This window comes from Paraburkholderia sp. FT54 (genome assembly GCF_031585635.1).
Taxonomy (GTDB): domain Bacteria; phylum Pseudomonadota; class Gammaproteobacteria; order Burkholderiales; family Burkholderiaceae; genus Paraburkholderia.
Window position 1 is genome coordinate 729,161 of the sequence record NZ_CP134196.1, and the last position, 15,249, is coordinate 744,409.

A 15,249-nucleotide genomic window follows, 5' to 3' on the forward strand; every position below is an offset into this window, starting at 1 on the left:
GCAGATGGCAGCAGAGACGTTGACAGGCTTGTCGGGCAAGGTCGCGGTGACCAATATCGGGCTGCTGTTATCCGGCGACATCGATCAGCCGATTCTCGACGCGGACACGCTCGTGATCGACGATGGCGTGATCGTCGCGGTCGGAAAGGAAAAGGACTGCGATCTCGAAGGCGCGCGCACGACGATCGATTGCAAACGCACGACGGTCGCGCCCGGATTGATCGACTCGCATGTGCATCCCGTGTTCGGCGACTGGACGCCGCGCCAGAATCAGATGGGCTGGATCGAATCGAACCTGAACGGCGGCGTCACCACGATGATTTCTGCCGGCGAAGTGCATTTGCCCGGCCGCCCGAAAGACGTGCTCGGCGTGAAGGCGCTCGCGATTACCGCGCAGCGTTCGTTCGAAGGCATGCGTGGCGCGGGTGTCGGCGGCGGCGTGAAGGTGATGGCGGGCGCGCCGGTGATCGAGAAAGGCATGGTCGAAGAGGACTTCAAGGAACTCTCGGAAGCGGGCGTCAAGTTGCTCGGCGAAGTCGGCCTTGGCAGCGTGAAGGGCGGCGAGGAAGCCGCGCAGATGGTCGCGTGGGCGCGCAAGTACGGCATTCAGAGCACGATTCACACGGGCGGTCCGTCGATTCCCGGCTCGGGTCTGATCGATCGCGACGTGGTGCTCGCCGCCGACGCGGACGTGATCGGCCACATCAACGGCGGACATACGTCGCTCTCCTACCGGCATGTTTGCGATCTGTGCGAGCAGTCGAGCCGCGCGCTGGAAATCGTTCACAACGGCAATGAACGGATCGCCTTGCTGACCGCGCGTCATGCGATCGAATTGAAGTGCCCGCACCGGATCATTCTCGGCACCGATAGTCCAGCGGGTTCCGGCGTGCAACCGCTCGGCATTTTGCGGATGATCGCGCTGATTTCGAGCCTCGCCGATGTGCCCGCGGAAATCGCCTTCTGCTTTGCAACGGGCAACACCGCGCGGCAACGCAATCTGCGCCAGGGGCTGATCGAAGTGGGCCGTCCCGCCGACCTCGTCTTCATGGACCGCGCGCAGCACACGGCGGCTGATACACTGCTCGAAAGCGTGCAACTCGGCGATATTCCGGGCGTGGGCATGGTGATGATCGACGGTCTGATCCGCTGCCGGCGCAGCCGCAACACGCCACCGGCCACCGAAGTGCCGGTGGTGCTGTGAACGCCTATCGTACGGCCGGCAAAACGAGGCCGGCACGAACATGAACCGCCCCGCGCCTCTTTCGCTGAAGGTGAATGGCGCGACGCATCTCGTCAGCGCCGCCGCCGACACGCCGCTGCTCTACCTGCTGCGCAACGACCTCGCGCTGAACGGTCCGAAATTCGGCTGCGGCCTGGGCGAATGCGGCGCGTGCACGGTTCTGCTCGATGGCATGCCGACGCGTGCCTGCGTCACCACCGCGAAGGTTGCATTGGGCCGCGAGATCACCACACTCGAAGGACTGGGCACGCGCGCCGCGCTGCATCCGGTGCAGCAGGCGTTCATCGAAGAACAGGCCGCGCAATGCGGCTATTGCCTGAACGGCATGATCATGACGGCCAAGGCGCTGCTCGATCGCGATCCGCATCCGAGTGTCGAGACGATCCGGCGCGAGCTGTCGCGCAATCTGTGCCGCTGCGGCACGCATGTCGAGATCGTGCGCGCGGTGCAGCGTGCCGCTGACTTGCTTGCCGCTCAAGCGGCGGCGCAATCAGCCGTGCACGAAGGAGTGCGCGCATGACCGGACCGGATTTCAGCGTCGATCGACGCAGCGCGCCGCCGTCGCGTCAGCAACTCTACGACGCGCACAGCGTGCTGATCGTCACGCGGCCGCCGCAAGCACCGGTGAAGCCGGCGATCGGTCAGCCGGGCTCGCGTTCATCGTTCGTGCCGACCGAGGCGGACATGTTCCTCGTGGTGCGCGACGACGGCAGCGTGGTCGCGTTCAACGGTCACGTCGATCTCGGCACGGGCATCGGTACGGCACTCGCGCAGATCGTCGCGGAAGAACTGGATGTGCCGTTGACGCGCGTGTCGATCGTGCTCGGCCATACGCGCGAAGCGCCGAATCAGGGGCCGACGATTGCCAGCGCGACGATTCAGATATCGGCGGTGCCGTTAAGGCACGCCGCGGCGCAGGCGCGCCAATTTCTGCTGGCGGAAGCGGCTGCGCGATTCAACGTGGGCGTCGAGCAACTCGATGTGCGTGATGGAGTTGTCTGTCGATCTGACGACAATACTGGAGCGCAAGGCATCGGCTACGGCGAACTGATCAGCGGAAAACGCGTCGAATTGCAGCTCGCCACCGACGCGCCGTTGAAGTCGCCGGACACGTACAGGATCGTCGGCAAGAGTGCGCCGCGCGTCGATATTCCCGCGAAGGCCACTGGCGAGTTGAGTTTCGTCCACGACGTACGTGTGCCGGGCATGTTGCATGGCCGCGTGGTGCGGCCGCCGTACGCCGGCGTCGCGCAGGGCGACTTCATGGGCAACAGTCTGCTGCACGTGGATGAAGACTCTGTTAGCGATTTGCCCGGCATCGTCAAAGTGGTGGTGATTCGCGATTTCGTCGGCATTGTGGCGGAGCGTGAGGAAGTCGCGCAGCAGGCGGTGAAGCGGCTTCGCGTGCAATGGAAGGCGGTCGACGGTTTGCCGTCGCTCGAAACCAGCGAGGAAGTGGAAGCGGCCTTGCGCGCGAATCCTGCGAAGCGGCGCGATCTGGTGATCGAAGGCGATGTGGATGCGGCGCTCGCGCAAGAATCGGCTCGCACGCTGGAACGCACCTACGTATGGCCGTTTCAGATGCATGCGTCGATTGGACCTTCCTGCGCGGTGGCCGACTATCGCGAGGGCGCGTTGAAGGTCTGGTCGGGTACGCAGAATCCGCATTCGCTGCGCGCCGATCTCGCGTTGCTGATGAGCATGGACGAAGCGCGCATCGAGATCGTGCGAATGGAAGCGGCGGGCTGCTACGGCCGCAATTGCGCGGACGATGTCGCCGCCGACGCCGCGCTCCTCTCGCGTGCCACCGGCAGCCCGGTGCGCGTGCAACTCTCGCGTGAAGACGAGCATGCGTGGGAGCCAAAAGGCGCCGCGCAGTTGATGGACGTGCGCGGCGCGTTGAATGCCGAGGGTGAACTGGCTGCGTACGACTTTGCGACGCGCTATCCGTCCAACGACGCGCCGACGCTGGCGCTGCTCCTGACCGGCACGATCTCCGCGCAGCCGCAAGTGTTCGAGATGGGCGACCGCACGGCCGTGCCGCCGTACGACTATCGCAGCATGCGGATCGTCTGCGACGACACGCCGCCGATCGTGCGGGCGTCGTGGTTGCGCGGGGTGTCGGCGTTGCCGAACACGTTCGCGCACGAGTCCTTTATCGACGAACTGGCGGCGCAAGCGGGCGTCGATCCGGTCGAGTTTCGCCTGAAGCATCTGACCGATCCACGCGCGACCGAACTCGTTAAAGCGGTGGCGGAAAAGGCCGGTTGGGAACCGCGCAACGCCGAGCGTAAAGATGAGGAAGGCGACATCGCGCGCGGACGCGGCATCGCTTACGCCCGCTACGTGCACAGCAAATTCCCCGGCTTCGGCGCGGCATGGTCAGCGTGGGTGGCCGACGTCGAAGTCAATCGCAAGAGCGGCGAACTTGCGGTGACGCGCGTGGTGGTCGGCCAGGATACCGGCACGATGGTGAATCCCGACGGCGTGCGTCACCAGATACATGGCAACGTGATCCAGGCGACCAGCCGTGCGCTGAAAGAGCGCGTGACGTTCGGCGAGAACGCGGTGACGAGCCAGGAGTGGGGCGCGTATCCGATCCTGACCTTCCGCGAAGTGCCGGTGATCGACGTGGTGATGATGCCGCGTCACGGCGAGCCGCCGATGGGCGCGGGCGAATCCGCGTCGCTGCCCGGCGCGGCGGCGATCGCCAATGCGCTTTTCGACGCCACGGGTGTGCGTTTTCGCCGGCCGCCATTCACGCCGGAAACGATCCGCACCGCACTCGCCGACGCGCAAGCCGAAGACAAGGCGGCGCGCAAGAAGAAGCGCTGGCGTCTGGGTTTTCTTGGCGCTTTCGCGGCGGGTGCAGCGGGTTGGCTCGGTGCGTTGTCGCTCGCGCCTCACGCTATTGCATCGATCACGCCGCCGCCCGCAAGCGCGTTCGCGCCGGATCTGGTGGCGCGCGGCAAACTGCTGGCATCGCTCGGCAATTGCGCGGTTTGCCATACGGCGCACAACGGCGTGCCGAACGCCGGCGGCAAGCCGCTCGATACGCCCTTCGGCACCGTCTACAGCACCAACATCACGCCGGACGGCCAGACCGGCATCGGCAACTGGTCGCTCGAAGCCTTCGTGCGGGCGATGCGGCAAGGCATCAGCCGCGATGGACATCGACTCTATCCGGCCTTCCCGTACACGTCGTTCCAGAACACCTCCGACGACGATCTGAAAGCGCTCTACGCCTACCTGATGGCGCAAACGCCGGTGCGCTCACGTCCACCGGAAACCAGGCTCGCGTATCCGTTCAGCGTGCGTCCGCTAATGGCCGCATGGAACGGTTTCTTTCTTGGACGCACGGCCTTCACCGCCAGCGCGACGCAAAGCGCGCAATGGAATCGCGGCGCGTATCTGGTGAACGGACTCGGTCATTGCAGCGCATGCCACACGCCGCGCAACGCATTCGGCGCCGAAAAAACCGGCGCGGCGTTCATGGGCGGCGGCATGGCGGACGGCTGGGAAGCGCCCGCCTTGTCGACGCTCTCGAACGCGCCCGTGCCCTGGAGCGAGGACGAACTTTTCCGCTATTTGCGCGACGGCCACGCGCCGCTACACGGCGTCGCGGCCGGGCCGATGGCGCCGGTCGTCGGCGATCTGGCGGCGCTGCCCGACAGTGATATCCGCGCGATGGCGACGTATCTCGCGTCGCTCAATCCGCTGGAACCGAACGCCGATCCCGCAGCGGTGGCGCGTCAGTATGAACAGGCCAGCGCGATTTCAGGCACGCCGGTGGGCCTCGGCGCGCGGCTCTTCGACGGCGCGTGTGCCGCCTGTCATCACACGGGCAGCGGGCCGCAGCTGTTCGGCGCGCATCCTTCGCTGGCGCTTAACACGAATCTGCACAGCACGACGCCTGATAACCTGATTCGCGTGATTCTCGACGGCATCGGCTCGCCTGCGCGACCCGAACTCGGTACGATGCCGGCGTACCGCGACAGTTTCAACGACGCCCAGGTCACCGAACTCGTGTCGTACCTGCGTCAGCAATTCGCCGGCGGCAAGCCGGCATGGCAGGACGTCGCGGCGAGCGTCGCCCGGATTCGCGCGACGCCGCGGGCCGACTGAATCGCGAGCCGCTCGAACGAGCGATAACAACGACCGCATTCCCGCAATTCTTTTGATAACGGAGAAACGCATGACCACGCGCGCAGGATGGATCTCTCGCCTGATGGTGCCGACAGTGCTCTCGCTCGCCGCCTTGAGCGCGAACGCACAGCAGACCATCAAGATCGGCGAGATCAACAGCTACAAGGCGCAGCCCGCCTTTCTCGGGCCTTACAAGAACGGCTGGAATCTCGCGCTCGAGCAGGTGAATGCCGCGGGCGGCGTGCTCGGCAAACAGCTCGAAGTGGTGTCGCGCGACGACAACGGCAACCCGGGCGACACGATCCGTGTTGCGCAGGAACTGATCGCGCGCGAGCAGGTGCAATTGCTGTTCGGCGGCTTCCTCTCGAACACCGGGCTCGCACTGACCGACTTCGCGAAGCAGAAGAAGATTTTCTTCCTCGCCGCTGAACCGTTGACCGACAAGATCGTGTGGGCCGACGGCAACAAATACACGTACCGTCTGCGGCCTTCCACGTATATGCAGGTGGCGATGCTGGTGCCGGAAGCGGTCAAGCTGAAGAAGAAGCGCTGGGCTCTGGTGTATCCGAACTACGAGTACGGGCAATCGGCGGTGGCGACCTTCAAGAAGCTGCTGACGGCGGCGCAGCCCGACGTGCAGTTCGTCGCCGAGCAGGCCACGCCGCTCGGCAACGTCGATGCGGGCGCGGTGACGCAGGCGATCGCCGACGCCAGGCCGGATGCGATTTTCAACGTGCTGTTCGGCGCCGACCTCGGCAAGTTCGTGCGTGAGGGCAATACGCGCGGGCTCTTCAAGGATCGCAGCGTGGTGTCGTTGCTGACGGGCGAGCCGGACTATCTCGATCCGCTGGGCGCTGAAGCGCCGACCGGCTGGATCGTCACGGGCTATCCGTGGTATTCGATCGATACGGCGGCCAACAAGAAATTCGTCGACGCGTACCAGGCCAAGTATCACGACTATCCACGGCTCGGCTCGGTGGTGGGCTATTCGGCGTTGATGTCGATTGCGGCCGGCATCAAGAAGGCGGGGTCGGTCGAGCCGGACAAGCTCGCCGCGGCGTTCAAGGGACTCGGCGTGGACACGCCGTTCGGGCCGGTCACCTATCGGGCGCAGGACAATCAGTCGACCATGGGCGCGTATGTCGGCGTGACGGGTTTGAAGGACGGCAAGGGCGTGATGACCTCGTACCGCTATATCGATGGCGCGAGCGTTCAGCCGTCGGATGCCGAGGTCAAGAAGCTGCGGCCTGCTGAATAAGGTGTTGATGCCTGCGGCGCACGCGTCGCCGCAGGCATGGGGAGACCAACGAACGTGGCCGCCGTATGGCAACGGAGGGCGACAATCGGAGAACTACTCCTCCGCGTCGTGCTCGATCACGAATCGTTTCAGATAAGCCAGCACGGCGGCTTCGACCGCGCGATGGTCCGCGGTGCTTTTGGAGCCCGCGTTCTCCTCGTCGCCGAACAGGGTGGAAGGCGCGTTGTGCACATCCACTTCCTGGCCTTCGCGAAAGACGCGAATCTCATGAACGTCTTCGGCGTACTCGGCGATCCAGTGCACGCCTTCGATATGCGCGCCGGCACGTACGGTAGGTATCTTCATGGACGTCTCCCGTCGGGCCGGACCACACGCCAACCCTTACCACCACCATACGCTGTACAGGAGTGTGGCGCGAGTCCCGTTGTTCGTTTTCCGAAGTTTTGCTGCGATGCAGCGCGTTTCTCGAATTTGCATCGGACATTCGCAGTAGACGACGCTTCCACCGGTATTCACTCGCGCAACGGCGCGCGGCACAGCCATTGCTGCATGACACAGGCCACAGTCAACCGGAGAACCGTCATGCCTGAAAAGAAAACTCTCGAGCGCGCTCACGCCGACAAACGCGCCGGTAAGGCATCGAGCACGCAAGCAGGTGAATTCGTCAAGGAACAGGTCGATAAGGTGCGGGCCGGCAAGCACGGCGTGCGCTCGGCGAAGCAGGCAATCGCGATCGGCCTTTCGGAAGCGCGCCGTGCGGGCGTCGCCGTGAAGTCGCCGAAGAAGGGCGCGGCAAGCGAGGCTACCCGCAAGAAAGCCGCGACGGACAACGCCGCGGGCCAGCACAAGAGCGCCACGAAAAAGAGCACGGAATCGACAGCGAAGCGCTCACGCGCCGCCACCGATGCGTTGAAGCGTGAGGGTAGCGCGGGCGCGTCGCGCACGGCGCTGTCCAGGCAGACGAAGGCGGCCGCGGCCAAACGCCCGGCCGCCAGCCGTTCAGCGGCAGCGAAGAAGGCTGCGGCGACGAAGGGCGCTGCGGGCCGTTCGGCGGCAGCCAAGAAGGCGGCTCAAACACGGGCTTCGCGCACGCATCATTGAGCCGACGGCGCGCGGTCGAAAAAAAGGCGGCGCACGTTACGCGCGCCGCCTTCGTGCTGCTCTTTTGCAGGCGGGTTACTGTACCGTCGCCAGCACGTCGCCCACAGTCTTGAAGATGTGCGCGATCTGCTCTTCGTTGATGATGAGCGGCGGCGAGAACGCCAGGATGTCGCCCGTGAAGCGCACCAGCACGCCCGCTTCGAAGCATTTGACGAACGCTTCGTACGCCCGTGCACCCGGCGCGCCGTCGCGCGATTCGAGTTCCACGCCGGCGATCATGCCGAGGTTGCGCACGTCCTTCACGTGCTTCGCGCCGCGCAGCGAATGGGCGGCGGCCTCGAACGTCGGCGCGAGCGTCGCGGCGCGTTCGAACAGGCCTTCACGCTTGTAGAGGTCGAGCGTGGCGACCGCGGCTGCCGTTGCGGCCGGGTGCGCTGAATACGTGTACCCGTGGAACAGCTCGATCGCGCCTTGCGCGCCGCTATTCACGATGCTGTCGTGGATCGTGCGGCTGGCGGCCACCGCGCCCATCGGAATCGCGGCATTGTTGATGGCCTTCGCCATTGTGATCAGGTCCGGCGTCACGCCGAAGTATTCGCTGGCCGTGGCCTTGCCGACGCGGCCGAAACCGGTGATCACTTCGTCGAAAATCAGCAGGATGCCGTGCTTCGTGCAGATCTCGCGCAGCTTCTGCAGATAGCCTTGCGGCGGAATCAGCACGCCCGTCGAGCCGGCCACCGGTTCGACGATCACCGCGGCGATGGTGGACGCATCGTGCAGCGTGACGATGCGCTCGAGTTCCTCGGCGAGATGCGCACCCCAGGCCGGCTGACCTTTGGAGAACGCGTTGTGTTCGAGGTTGTGCGTGTGCGGCAGATGATCGACCGCCGGCAGCAGCGCGCCCGAAAAGGTCTTGCGGTTCGGTGCGATGCCGCCGACCGAGATGCCGCCAAAGCCCACGCCGTGATAGCCGCGCTCACGGCCGATCAGGCGCGTACGCTGTCCTTCGCCGCGCGAACGGTGGTACGCCAGCGCGATTTTCAAAGCGGTGTCGACCGATTCCGAACCGGAGTTCGTGAAGAAGATGCGATCGAGGCCCTCCGGCATGAGTTCCGCGACTTTCGTGGCCGCTTCGAAGGCGAGCGGATGACCCATCTGGAAGGTCGGCGCGAAGTCGAGCGTCGAGAGTTGCTGGGTGATCGCCGCGACGATTTCCTCGCGGCCGTGGCCGGCATTCACGCACCACAGACCCGCGCAACCGTCGAGCACTTCGCGTCCGTCGGTGCTGCGGTAGTACATGCCCTTGGCCGATTCCAGCAGGCGCGGCGCGGCCTTGAACTGACGGTTGGCGGTAAAGGGCATCCAGAAAGTCGACAGGTCGTCGATGACGGGGCGCGAAGTCATGAGTATCTCCTTGAATCGAAGTAGTCCCCCGCAAGGACCTCCTTCGGGGCATGGCGAAACTGTAGCGTTCGCGGTTTAATGGCGGCATAAACAGTTGACGCAGTGTGGCGCTAACTGTGTTGGTGGATTTGCGCCAACTGTGTCGATGCTTGTGGTGGCTAGTCGTCACGCTCGCCCGCGCCACATTGCGCACGTACTCATACGCTCAGCCGCCCTGCGCGGCCTGCTTTTTCGTCCTGACCATGATCGAACTACAACTCGAGCGCGACCGGCGCGCCGCTCCCACGCTCGTCGAGCAGGTGGTGCAAGGCTTCGCGCGCGCCATCGAGGGGCAATCGCTGCGCGCGGGCGCGCTGCTGCCGTCGGTGCGGCAACTGGCGCACAGCCACGACCTGAGCACCTTCACGGTCACGGAGGCCTACAACCGGCTGGTGTCGATGGGCCTTGTGGTCGCGCGGCGCGGTTCCGGCTATCGCGTGGCGGCGCGCTCGCAGTCCGCGCGGGTCGCCGCTACCGACTGGCAGCCGCCGAGCCTCACCGCGACCTGGCTGCTCTCCGACGTGTTCGCCGACCATTCGGTGCCGATCAAGGCGGGCGGCGGCTGGCTGCCGAACGAATGGATCAACGAGACCGGTTTGCAGCACGCGCTGCGGGCCATGAGCCGGGTGCCGGCGGCGCGCCTCGGCGACTACGGGCATCCGTACGGATTCGCGCCCTTGCGCGAACGGATCGCCGAGCAACTCGACCGGCGCGGCTTGCCCGCCGATGTGTCCAACGTCCTGCTTACGCAAGGCGCGACGCAAGGGCTGGATCTGATCGTGCGCACGCTGCTGCGCGCGGGCGACGCCGTGATCGTTGAAGATCCCGGCTATTGCAATCTGCTGCAGATTCTCAAGCTGGCCGGCCTGGTGGTGCATGGCGTGCCGCGCACGCCGGCGGGCGTCGATACGGACGTGCTCGAAGCGCTGGTCGCCGAGCACAAGCCGAAGGCGATCTTCGTCAACACGACGCTGCAGAATCCGACCGGCGCGACCTTCGGCATGTCGGCGGCGTTCCGCTTGCTGCAGATCGCCGAGCGTCAGCGCATGTGGGTAATCGAAGACGATGTGAGCCGCGAACTCGCGCCGTCGGGCGCGCCGCTGTTCGCGGCGATGGAGGGGTTGCAGCGCGTGCTGTACGTCGGCGGTTTTTCGAAGACGGTGACGCCGGGGCTGCGCTGCGGCTACGTGGTCGCCGAGCGCGCGGTGCTGCGCGAACTGGCGCGCACGAAGATGGCGGTGGGATTGACGTCGTCGGAGGCGATCGAGCGGATCGTCGACAAGGTGCTGCTGGAGGGGCGCTACGCGCGTCATGTGGAAGCCGTCAACGAGCGTCTCAAGCTCGCGCACGCGACCGTTGAAGAGCGGCTCGATTCGCTCGGTCTCGAACTGTTTCACCGGCCGCGCGCCGGGCTGTTCCTGTGGGCGCGCTTGCCGGTCGAAGCGCAGCGGGCCGGCGAAGTGGCGACAGCGGCGCTCAGCCACGGTATCTGGCTCGCGCCGGGCTCCTACTTCCGTCCCGACGATGCCCCGAGCGCCTGGTTCCGCTTCAACGCGCCGTATTCGACGGACGATGCGTTGTGGCGGTTCATCGAGCGGGTGGGGCAGGGGACGCTGTAGCCGGACCTCTTCACGCGCCCTGGCCGAGCAGCTTCAGCGCGATCGGATACAGCGACAGCACCAGCAGCAGCGCCATTGCCACATTGAAGACGCGCAGCCGCTTCGGGGCCGACAGCACTTGTCGCATGGCAGTGCCGAAACCCGCCCACAGACAGATGCACGGAAAGCCGATCACGTAGAAAATCACCGCCATGGCGATGGCGTTCATGCTGTAGCTCTCGCTGAGATGGATCGTGGTGGCCGCGGTCAGCACCATCATCCACGCCTTCGGATTGACCCATTGGAAGGCAATTGCTTCGTAGAACTTCATGGGCCGGCGCTCGCCTTTTTTTACCTTCAACTCGCCCGAGGTGCCGATCTTCCACGCGAGATAGAGCAGATAAGCGACGCTCGCGACCTCGAGCACCGTGTACAGCACGGGGAAATGCACGAAGGCTTCGCCCAGACCGATCCCGACCGACAGCATCAACAGCACGACACCGGCGCTGATGCCGGACAGATGCGGCAACGTGCGGCGAAACCCGAAGTTGACTCCCGAGGCCAGCAGCATCGTGTTGTTCGGACCGGGCGTGATGGTGGTGACGAGCGCGAACAGGATGCCGGCGGGCAGCGCGCTGAGACTGAGATAAGACATGGGGAGCTCCGGTGTCATCGAAGGGACATTGGAGCATTCTAGCGAGCGTTTCCAGTACAGCACCGGTACGGTTTGTGAGATGGTGTCCGGTACGGGGTGACGGTGGATTGCGTGCGTGCCGTGGGTGCGGACCGCGAGACGTTGGACCGCCGATAAAGATCACGACCTCGTCGCCCCCATCACGGAACCGGCAAGAGGCTTGCCGCTTTGGCGGCAAGCCAGGCTTCAGCCAATGAGATCGGCACCTGTCGTAAGGACAATCTTTCCAAAGTGTGTGCCGGAATCGATCAGCTCGTGAGCGCCACGAGCGTCGGCAAGCGCAAAGGTCTTGTAGACGACCGGCTTGACCTTGCCGCTCTCGATGTGCGGCCACACCTGCCGCTCCAGTTCGTCGATGATCGCCGCCTTGTCCGCGGATGTACGCGATCGCAATGTCGAGCCCATATGCGTCAGACGTTTCGTCAACATCGGCAAGACGTTGAGGTCCTTCGCCGGCCCCTTGATCACGCCCACCTGGAGGATCCGTCCGTCCATCGCCGCCGCGTCATAGTTTCTGGCCACGTAGTCGCCGGCAATGATGTCGAGGATCACGTCGACGCCTCTTCCATCGGTAAAACGCTTTGTTTCGGCGACGAAATCCTGCTCGCGGTAATCTATCGCGAGGTCTGCGCCCAACGCGAGGCTGGCCTCCCGATGCGCCGGCGAGCCAACTGTCGTGATGATTTTCGCAGCGCCGAACGCCTTCGCCAGCATGGTCGCCGTGGTACCGATACCTGACGCGCCGCCATGGATCAACACCGATTCGCCGGCAGCTAGCTTGCCGCGCTGGAACAGGTTCAGCCAAACCGTCATCAGCGTTTCAGGCATGGCACCGGCTTCCACCAACGTCAGGCCTTTGGGGATATGCATCGTGTTGCAGGCGTGCGCAACGGCATATTCCGCGTAGCCGCCGCCGGGAATCAATGCACACACCAGTTCACCGATCCGGAATTGCGACACGTCGGCGCCGACGGCAACCACTTGACCCGCCACTTCCAGGCCCGGAATGTCCGACGCGCCGGGGGGCGGATCATACAGCCCTTTGCGCTGGAAAACGTCTGGACCGTTCACGGCGGCCGCGTGGATGCGGATCAGAACCTGATCGGCGGCCGGCATCGGCACCGGGCGCGTAGTCGGCACGAGGACCTCCGGACCGCCGGGCTGTTTGATCTCAATGGCCGTCATGGACGACGGCACACGATAAGTTGAAGCAGACATGGATACCACTCCTTCTATAGATGAGGCTCGATTGATCCGGGCGGATCGTTGAACGAGGAACTCTTGCGTTCAGTATAGGCATCGACATTGATGAATAAGTGCAGCAATATTCACGACGTGGCATGCAAATTTGCATCAGGAGGGCCGCACGATGAACTGGGATGACGCACGAGTGTTTCTCGCGGTGGAGCGCGAAAAAACGCTCCGTGGAGCGGCCAGGACGCTCAATCTCGATCAGGCGACGGTCGGCAGACGGATTGCGGCACTGGAGCACGCGCTGCGTGCAACGCTCTTCCTGCGAACCTCCGAGGGTTACGCGTTGACCGCAGCAGGCGAGGCCGCGCTGAGATCAGCGGAGAAAATGGAGCACTCCGCGCACGAACTCGTCAGACGAACTCAAGGCACGGATACACGGCTGGCGGGGGACGTAAGAGTCACCAGCACCGACTCGATCGCGCTCGAATTCCTGCTTCCCGCCATTGAACGCCTGCATGCCGTGCATCCCGAAGTGCGCGTCCTGCTGGACACGTCGACGCGCATGCTGAATCTGGCAAAGCGTGAAGCGGATATCGCGGTCCGCTCAGTCAGGCCGGACAATCCCGATCTCGTGGCGCGGCGTCTGGTTCGCTGGCCCATGGCGCTCTTTGCTTCGAATGCTTATCTCGAGCAGCACGGCAAGCCCGCCGCTGGCTCCGCATTCGCGGGCCACGATCTTGTCGTCTATCAGGGAAACTGGACCGGTAATCGATCACCGACTCTTGCGGGCGAACCGATACACGCGGGGCGCATCGTATCGACCTTCAATTCCAGCCTCATGTTGCGTACCGCCGTGAAGGCCGGCATCGGCATCGGTGAGCTTCCGATACATCTGGCTGAACACGACGGCCTCGTGCAGATATGGCCGGAACCCGCACGTGGGGCGGTCTACGAAGTCTGGCTCGTCACGCATCAAGATCTTCGGCATACCGCGCGTATCGCGGCAATGATTGACGGCATCGTCGCCGCGTTCGAAGATCACACCACCCACACAAAATAGGCACGCACGACTGGCTGCACTTGCTGCTTGTTGCGTTACATCCCCGAGCGGCCGGTCTATGCCGATTTGGGGCTGTTCGACGCCTGCCGCGATCCTCAGGACTGTGAACATTTGGGCGTGTGCCGGCAGGCGTCAAGCAAGCCTGAATGGGAGTGCAGTAGCGATGGAAAGCATCGAGACTCTCGTGATCGGCGCGGGCCAGGCTGGCCTTGCCCTGAGCTGGCATCTGAGCCAGCGCCGCCGCGAACACCTGGTGCTCGAGCGAGCGCGCATCGCCGAGCGCTGGCACTCGCAGCGCTGGGATTCGCTGTACTTCCAGTTCCCGAACTGGAGCATCGAGCTGCCGGGCCACCCACCGTATGCAGGCGGTCCGCCCGACGCCTTCGCGCACCGCAGCGAGGTTTGGGGATTTCTCGAAAGCTACGCGGCAGCGATTCGCGCGCCGATACGTTACAACACGGAGGTCACGGCACTGCGTCGAACCGGTGCGCCACTGGCGAGATTCCGGCTGGTCACGCCGCAGGGCGAGCTGCGGGCGCGCAACGTGGTCGTGGCCACGGGCCCATATCAACGTGGGCGCGTCCCGCTTCTGCACCGGGGCCTGCCCTCCGGGGTCATGCAGATCCACTCCGGCGACTATCGCAATCCACACCAGCTGCCCGAAGGCGCCGTGCTCGTGATCGGCTCGCGCGCGTCGGGATGCCAGATCGCCGACGAACTGATCGAGGCTGGACGGCGCACCTACCTCAGTGTTGGCCGGCACCAACGCGCACCGCGGCGTTATCGGGGCCGCGATGCCTTATGGTGGCGTCGCGAGCTTGGCCTGCTCGACCAGACCGCTGCCGAGGTGCCCCCCGAACACCGCCTGCCTCCACCGTTGGTGACCGGGGTGCACGGCGGATACGACGTGGACCTGCGCCAGTCCGCCGCGCGTGGTTTGTCTCTTCTCGGGCATCTCCAGGACGTCAGTGATGGCCGGTTGCATTTCGGCGACGACCTGGAAGCCACTCTGCGCGGCGGCGATCGAAGCCTGGAAGAGTTCGTGACGAGGATCGACGCGCATGTCGCGCGAACTGGCGGCCTCGACGTTGAGCCAGCCCCCGAGAAGTCCTATGTCCCTGCCCGGACGATCGCTCATTCGCCGACGCTGCTCGATGCGCGCGCGGATCGAATTGGCAGCGTGATCTGGGCGACTGGCTACAGCTTCGACTTCGGTTGGATCGAGCTGCCCGAGGTGTTCGACTCGGCCGGCGCGCCAATCCACAGCCGCGGCATCACTGAAATACCGGGGTTGTACTTTCTTGGCCTGCCGTGGCTGCACAAACGCAAATCGAGTTTCCTCTTCGGCGTCGGGGAGGATGCCGCACATATTGCCGCGGCCATCTCGGACGAGACGATCTAACGATGGCCGGGTGATGCGTCGCCGCCGGGTGGGCCGGCGACGACGGTGCGCGAACGACCATCTACGCGTAAACCCGATTAGGGAATTTGCATAAAATTAAAATATTGACG

Annotated in this window: 12 protein-coding genes; 8 read left to right on the plus strand and 4 right to left on the minus strand. The window is 64.6% G+C overall.

The genetic code is table 11. The features are described 5' to 3' along the window. Nucleotides 1-4 precede the first annotated feature (4 nt). From RI103_RS22770 to RI103_RS22785, 4 genes are all read left to right on the plus strand, one after another. The gene (locus tag RI103_RS22770) at nt 5-1,204 is read left to right on the plus strand and encodes an amidohydrolase family protein (RefSeq protein ID WP_310817782.1); all 1,200 of its coding nucleotides are present in this window, start codon (nt 5-7) and stop codon (nt 1,202-1,204) included. Nucleotides 1,205-1,244: 40 nt separating this feature from the next. Continuing rightward, nucleotides 1,245-1,763 (plus strand): 2Fe-2S iron-sulfur cluster-binding protein, encoded by a 519-nt coding sequence (locus RI103_RS22775; protein ID WP_310817783.1) that lies wholly within the window; start codon nt 1,245-1,247, stop codon nt 1,761-1,763. Then, complete coding sequence (locus tag RI103_RS22780) at nt 1,760-5,368, plus strand: molybdopterin cofactor-binding domain-containing protein (RefSeq protein ID WP_310817784.1); 3,609 nt, start codon at nt 1,760-1,762, stop codon at nt 5,366-5,368. The genes RI103_RS22775 and RI103_RS22780 overlap by 4 nt, the downstream gene beginning before the upstream one ends. A 70-nt stretch (nt 5,369-5,438) precedes the next feature. Next, nucleotides 5,439-6,647, plus strand: a complete 1,209-nt coding sequence (locus RI103_RS22785) for an ABC transporter substrate-binding protein (protein ID WP_310817785.1) — start codon at nt 5,439-5,441, stop codon at nt 6,645-6,647. Nucleotides 6,648-6,740: 93 nt separating this feature from the next. Here the strand turns inward: RI103_RS22785 and RI103_RS22790 are convergent, their stop codons facing one another. Then, nucleotides 6,741-6,992, minus strand: coding sequence for a hypothetical protein (locus tag RI103_RS22790; RefSeq protein WP_007178046.1), 252 nt, complete (start codon nt 6,990-6,992; stop codon nt 6,741-6,743). A gap of 237 nt (nt 6,993-7,229) precedes the next feature. Between RI103_RS22790 and RI103_RS22795 the strand changes: the two genes are divergently transcribed. After that, a complete protein-coding gene (locus RI103_RS22795; RefSeq protein WP_310817787.1) occupies nt 7,230-7,748 on the plus strand; it encodes a DUF6496 domain-containing protein in 519 nt (172 codons plus the stop codon). A gap of 75 nt (nt 7,749-7,823) precedes the next feature. On the opposite strand, the gene RI103_RS22800 is transcribed toward RI103_RS22795, so the two are convergent. Further along, on the minus strand, nt 7,824-9,152 hold the full coding sequence (locus tag RI103_RS22800) for an aspartate aminotransferase family protein (protein ID WP_310817788.1): 1,329 nt from the start codon (nt 9,150-9,152) through the stop codon (nt 7,824-7,826). Between the two features lie 242 nt (nt 9,153-9,394). On the opposite strand from RI103_RS22800, the gene RI103_RS22805 reads away from it, so the two are divergent. Next, the gene (locus RI103_RS22805; protein WP_310817789.1) at nt 9,395-10,810 is read left to right on the plus strand and encodes a PLP-dependent aminotransferase family protein; all 1,416 of its coding nucleotides are present in this window, start codon (nt 9,395-9,397) and stop codon (nt 10,808-10,810) included. Between the two features lie 10 nt (nt 10,811-10,820). On the opposite strand, the gene RI103_RS22810 is transcribed toward RI103_RS22805, so the two are convergent. After that, nucleotides 10,821-11,444, minus strand: coding sequence for a LysE family translocator (locus RI103_RS22810; protein ID WP_310817790.1), 624 nt, complete (start codon nt 11,442-11,444; stop codon nt 10,821-10,823). 225 nt (nt 11,445-11,669) lie between these two features. Then, on the minus strand, nt 11,670-12,701 hold the full coding sequence (locus tag RI103_RS22815; RefSeq protein ID WP_310817792.1) for an NAD(P)H-quinone oxidoreductase: 1,032 nt from the start codon (nt 12,699-12,701) through the stop codon (nt 11,670-11,672). Nucleotides 12,702-12,852: 151 nt separating this feature from the next. Between RI103_RS22815 and RI103_RS22820 the strand changes: the two genes are divergently transcribed. Then, complete coding sequence (locus RI103_RS22820) at nt 12,853-13,737, plus strand: LysR family transcriptional regulator (RefSeq protein WP_310817793.1); 885 nt, start codon at nt 12,853-12,855, stop codon at nt 13,735-13,737. Nucleotides 13,738-13,900: 163 nt separating this feature from the next. Continuing rightward, entirely contained in the window at nt 13,901-15,139 is a 1,239-nt protein-coding gene (locus RI103_RS22825) for an NAD(P)-binding domain-containing protein (RefSeq protein ID WP_310817794.1), read from the plus strand. Nucleotides 15,140-15,249: the final 110 nt, after the last annotated feature.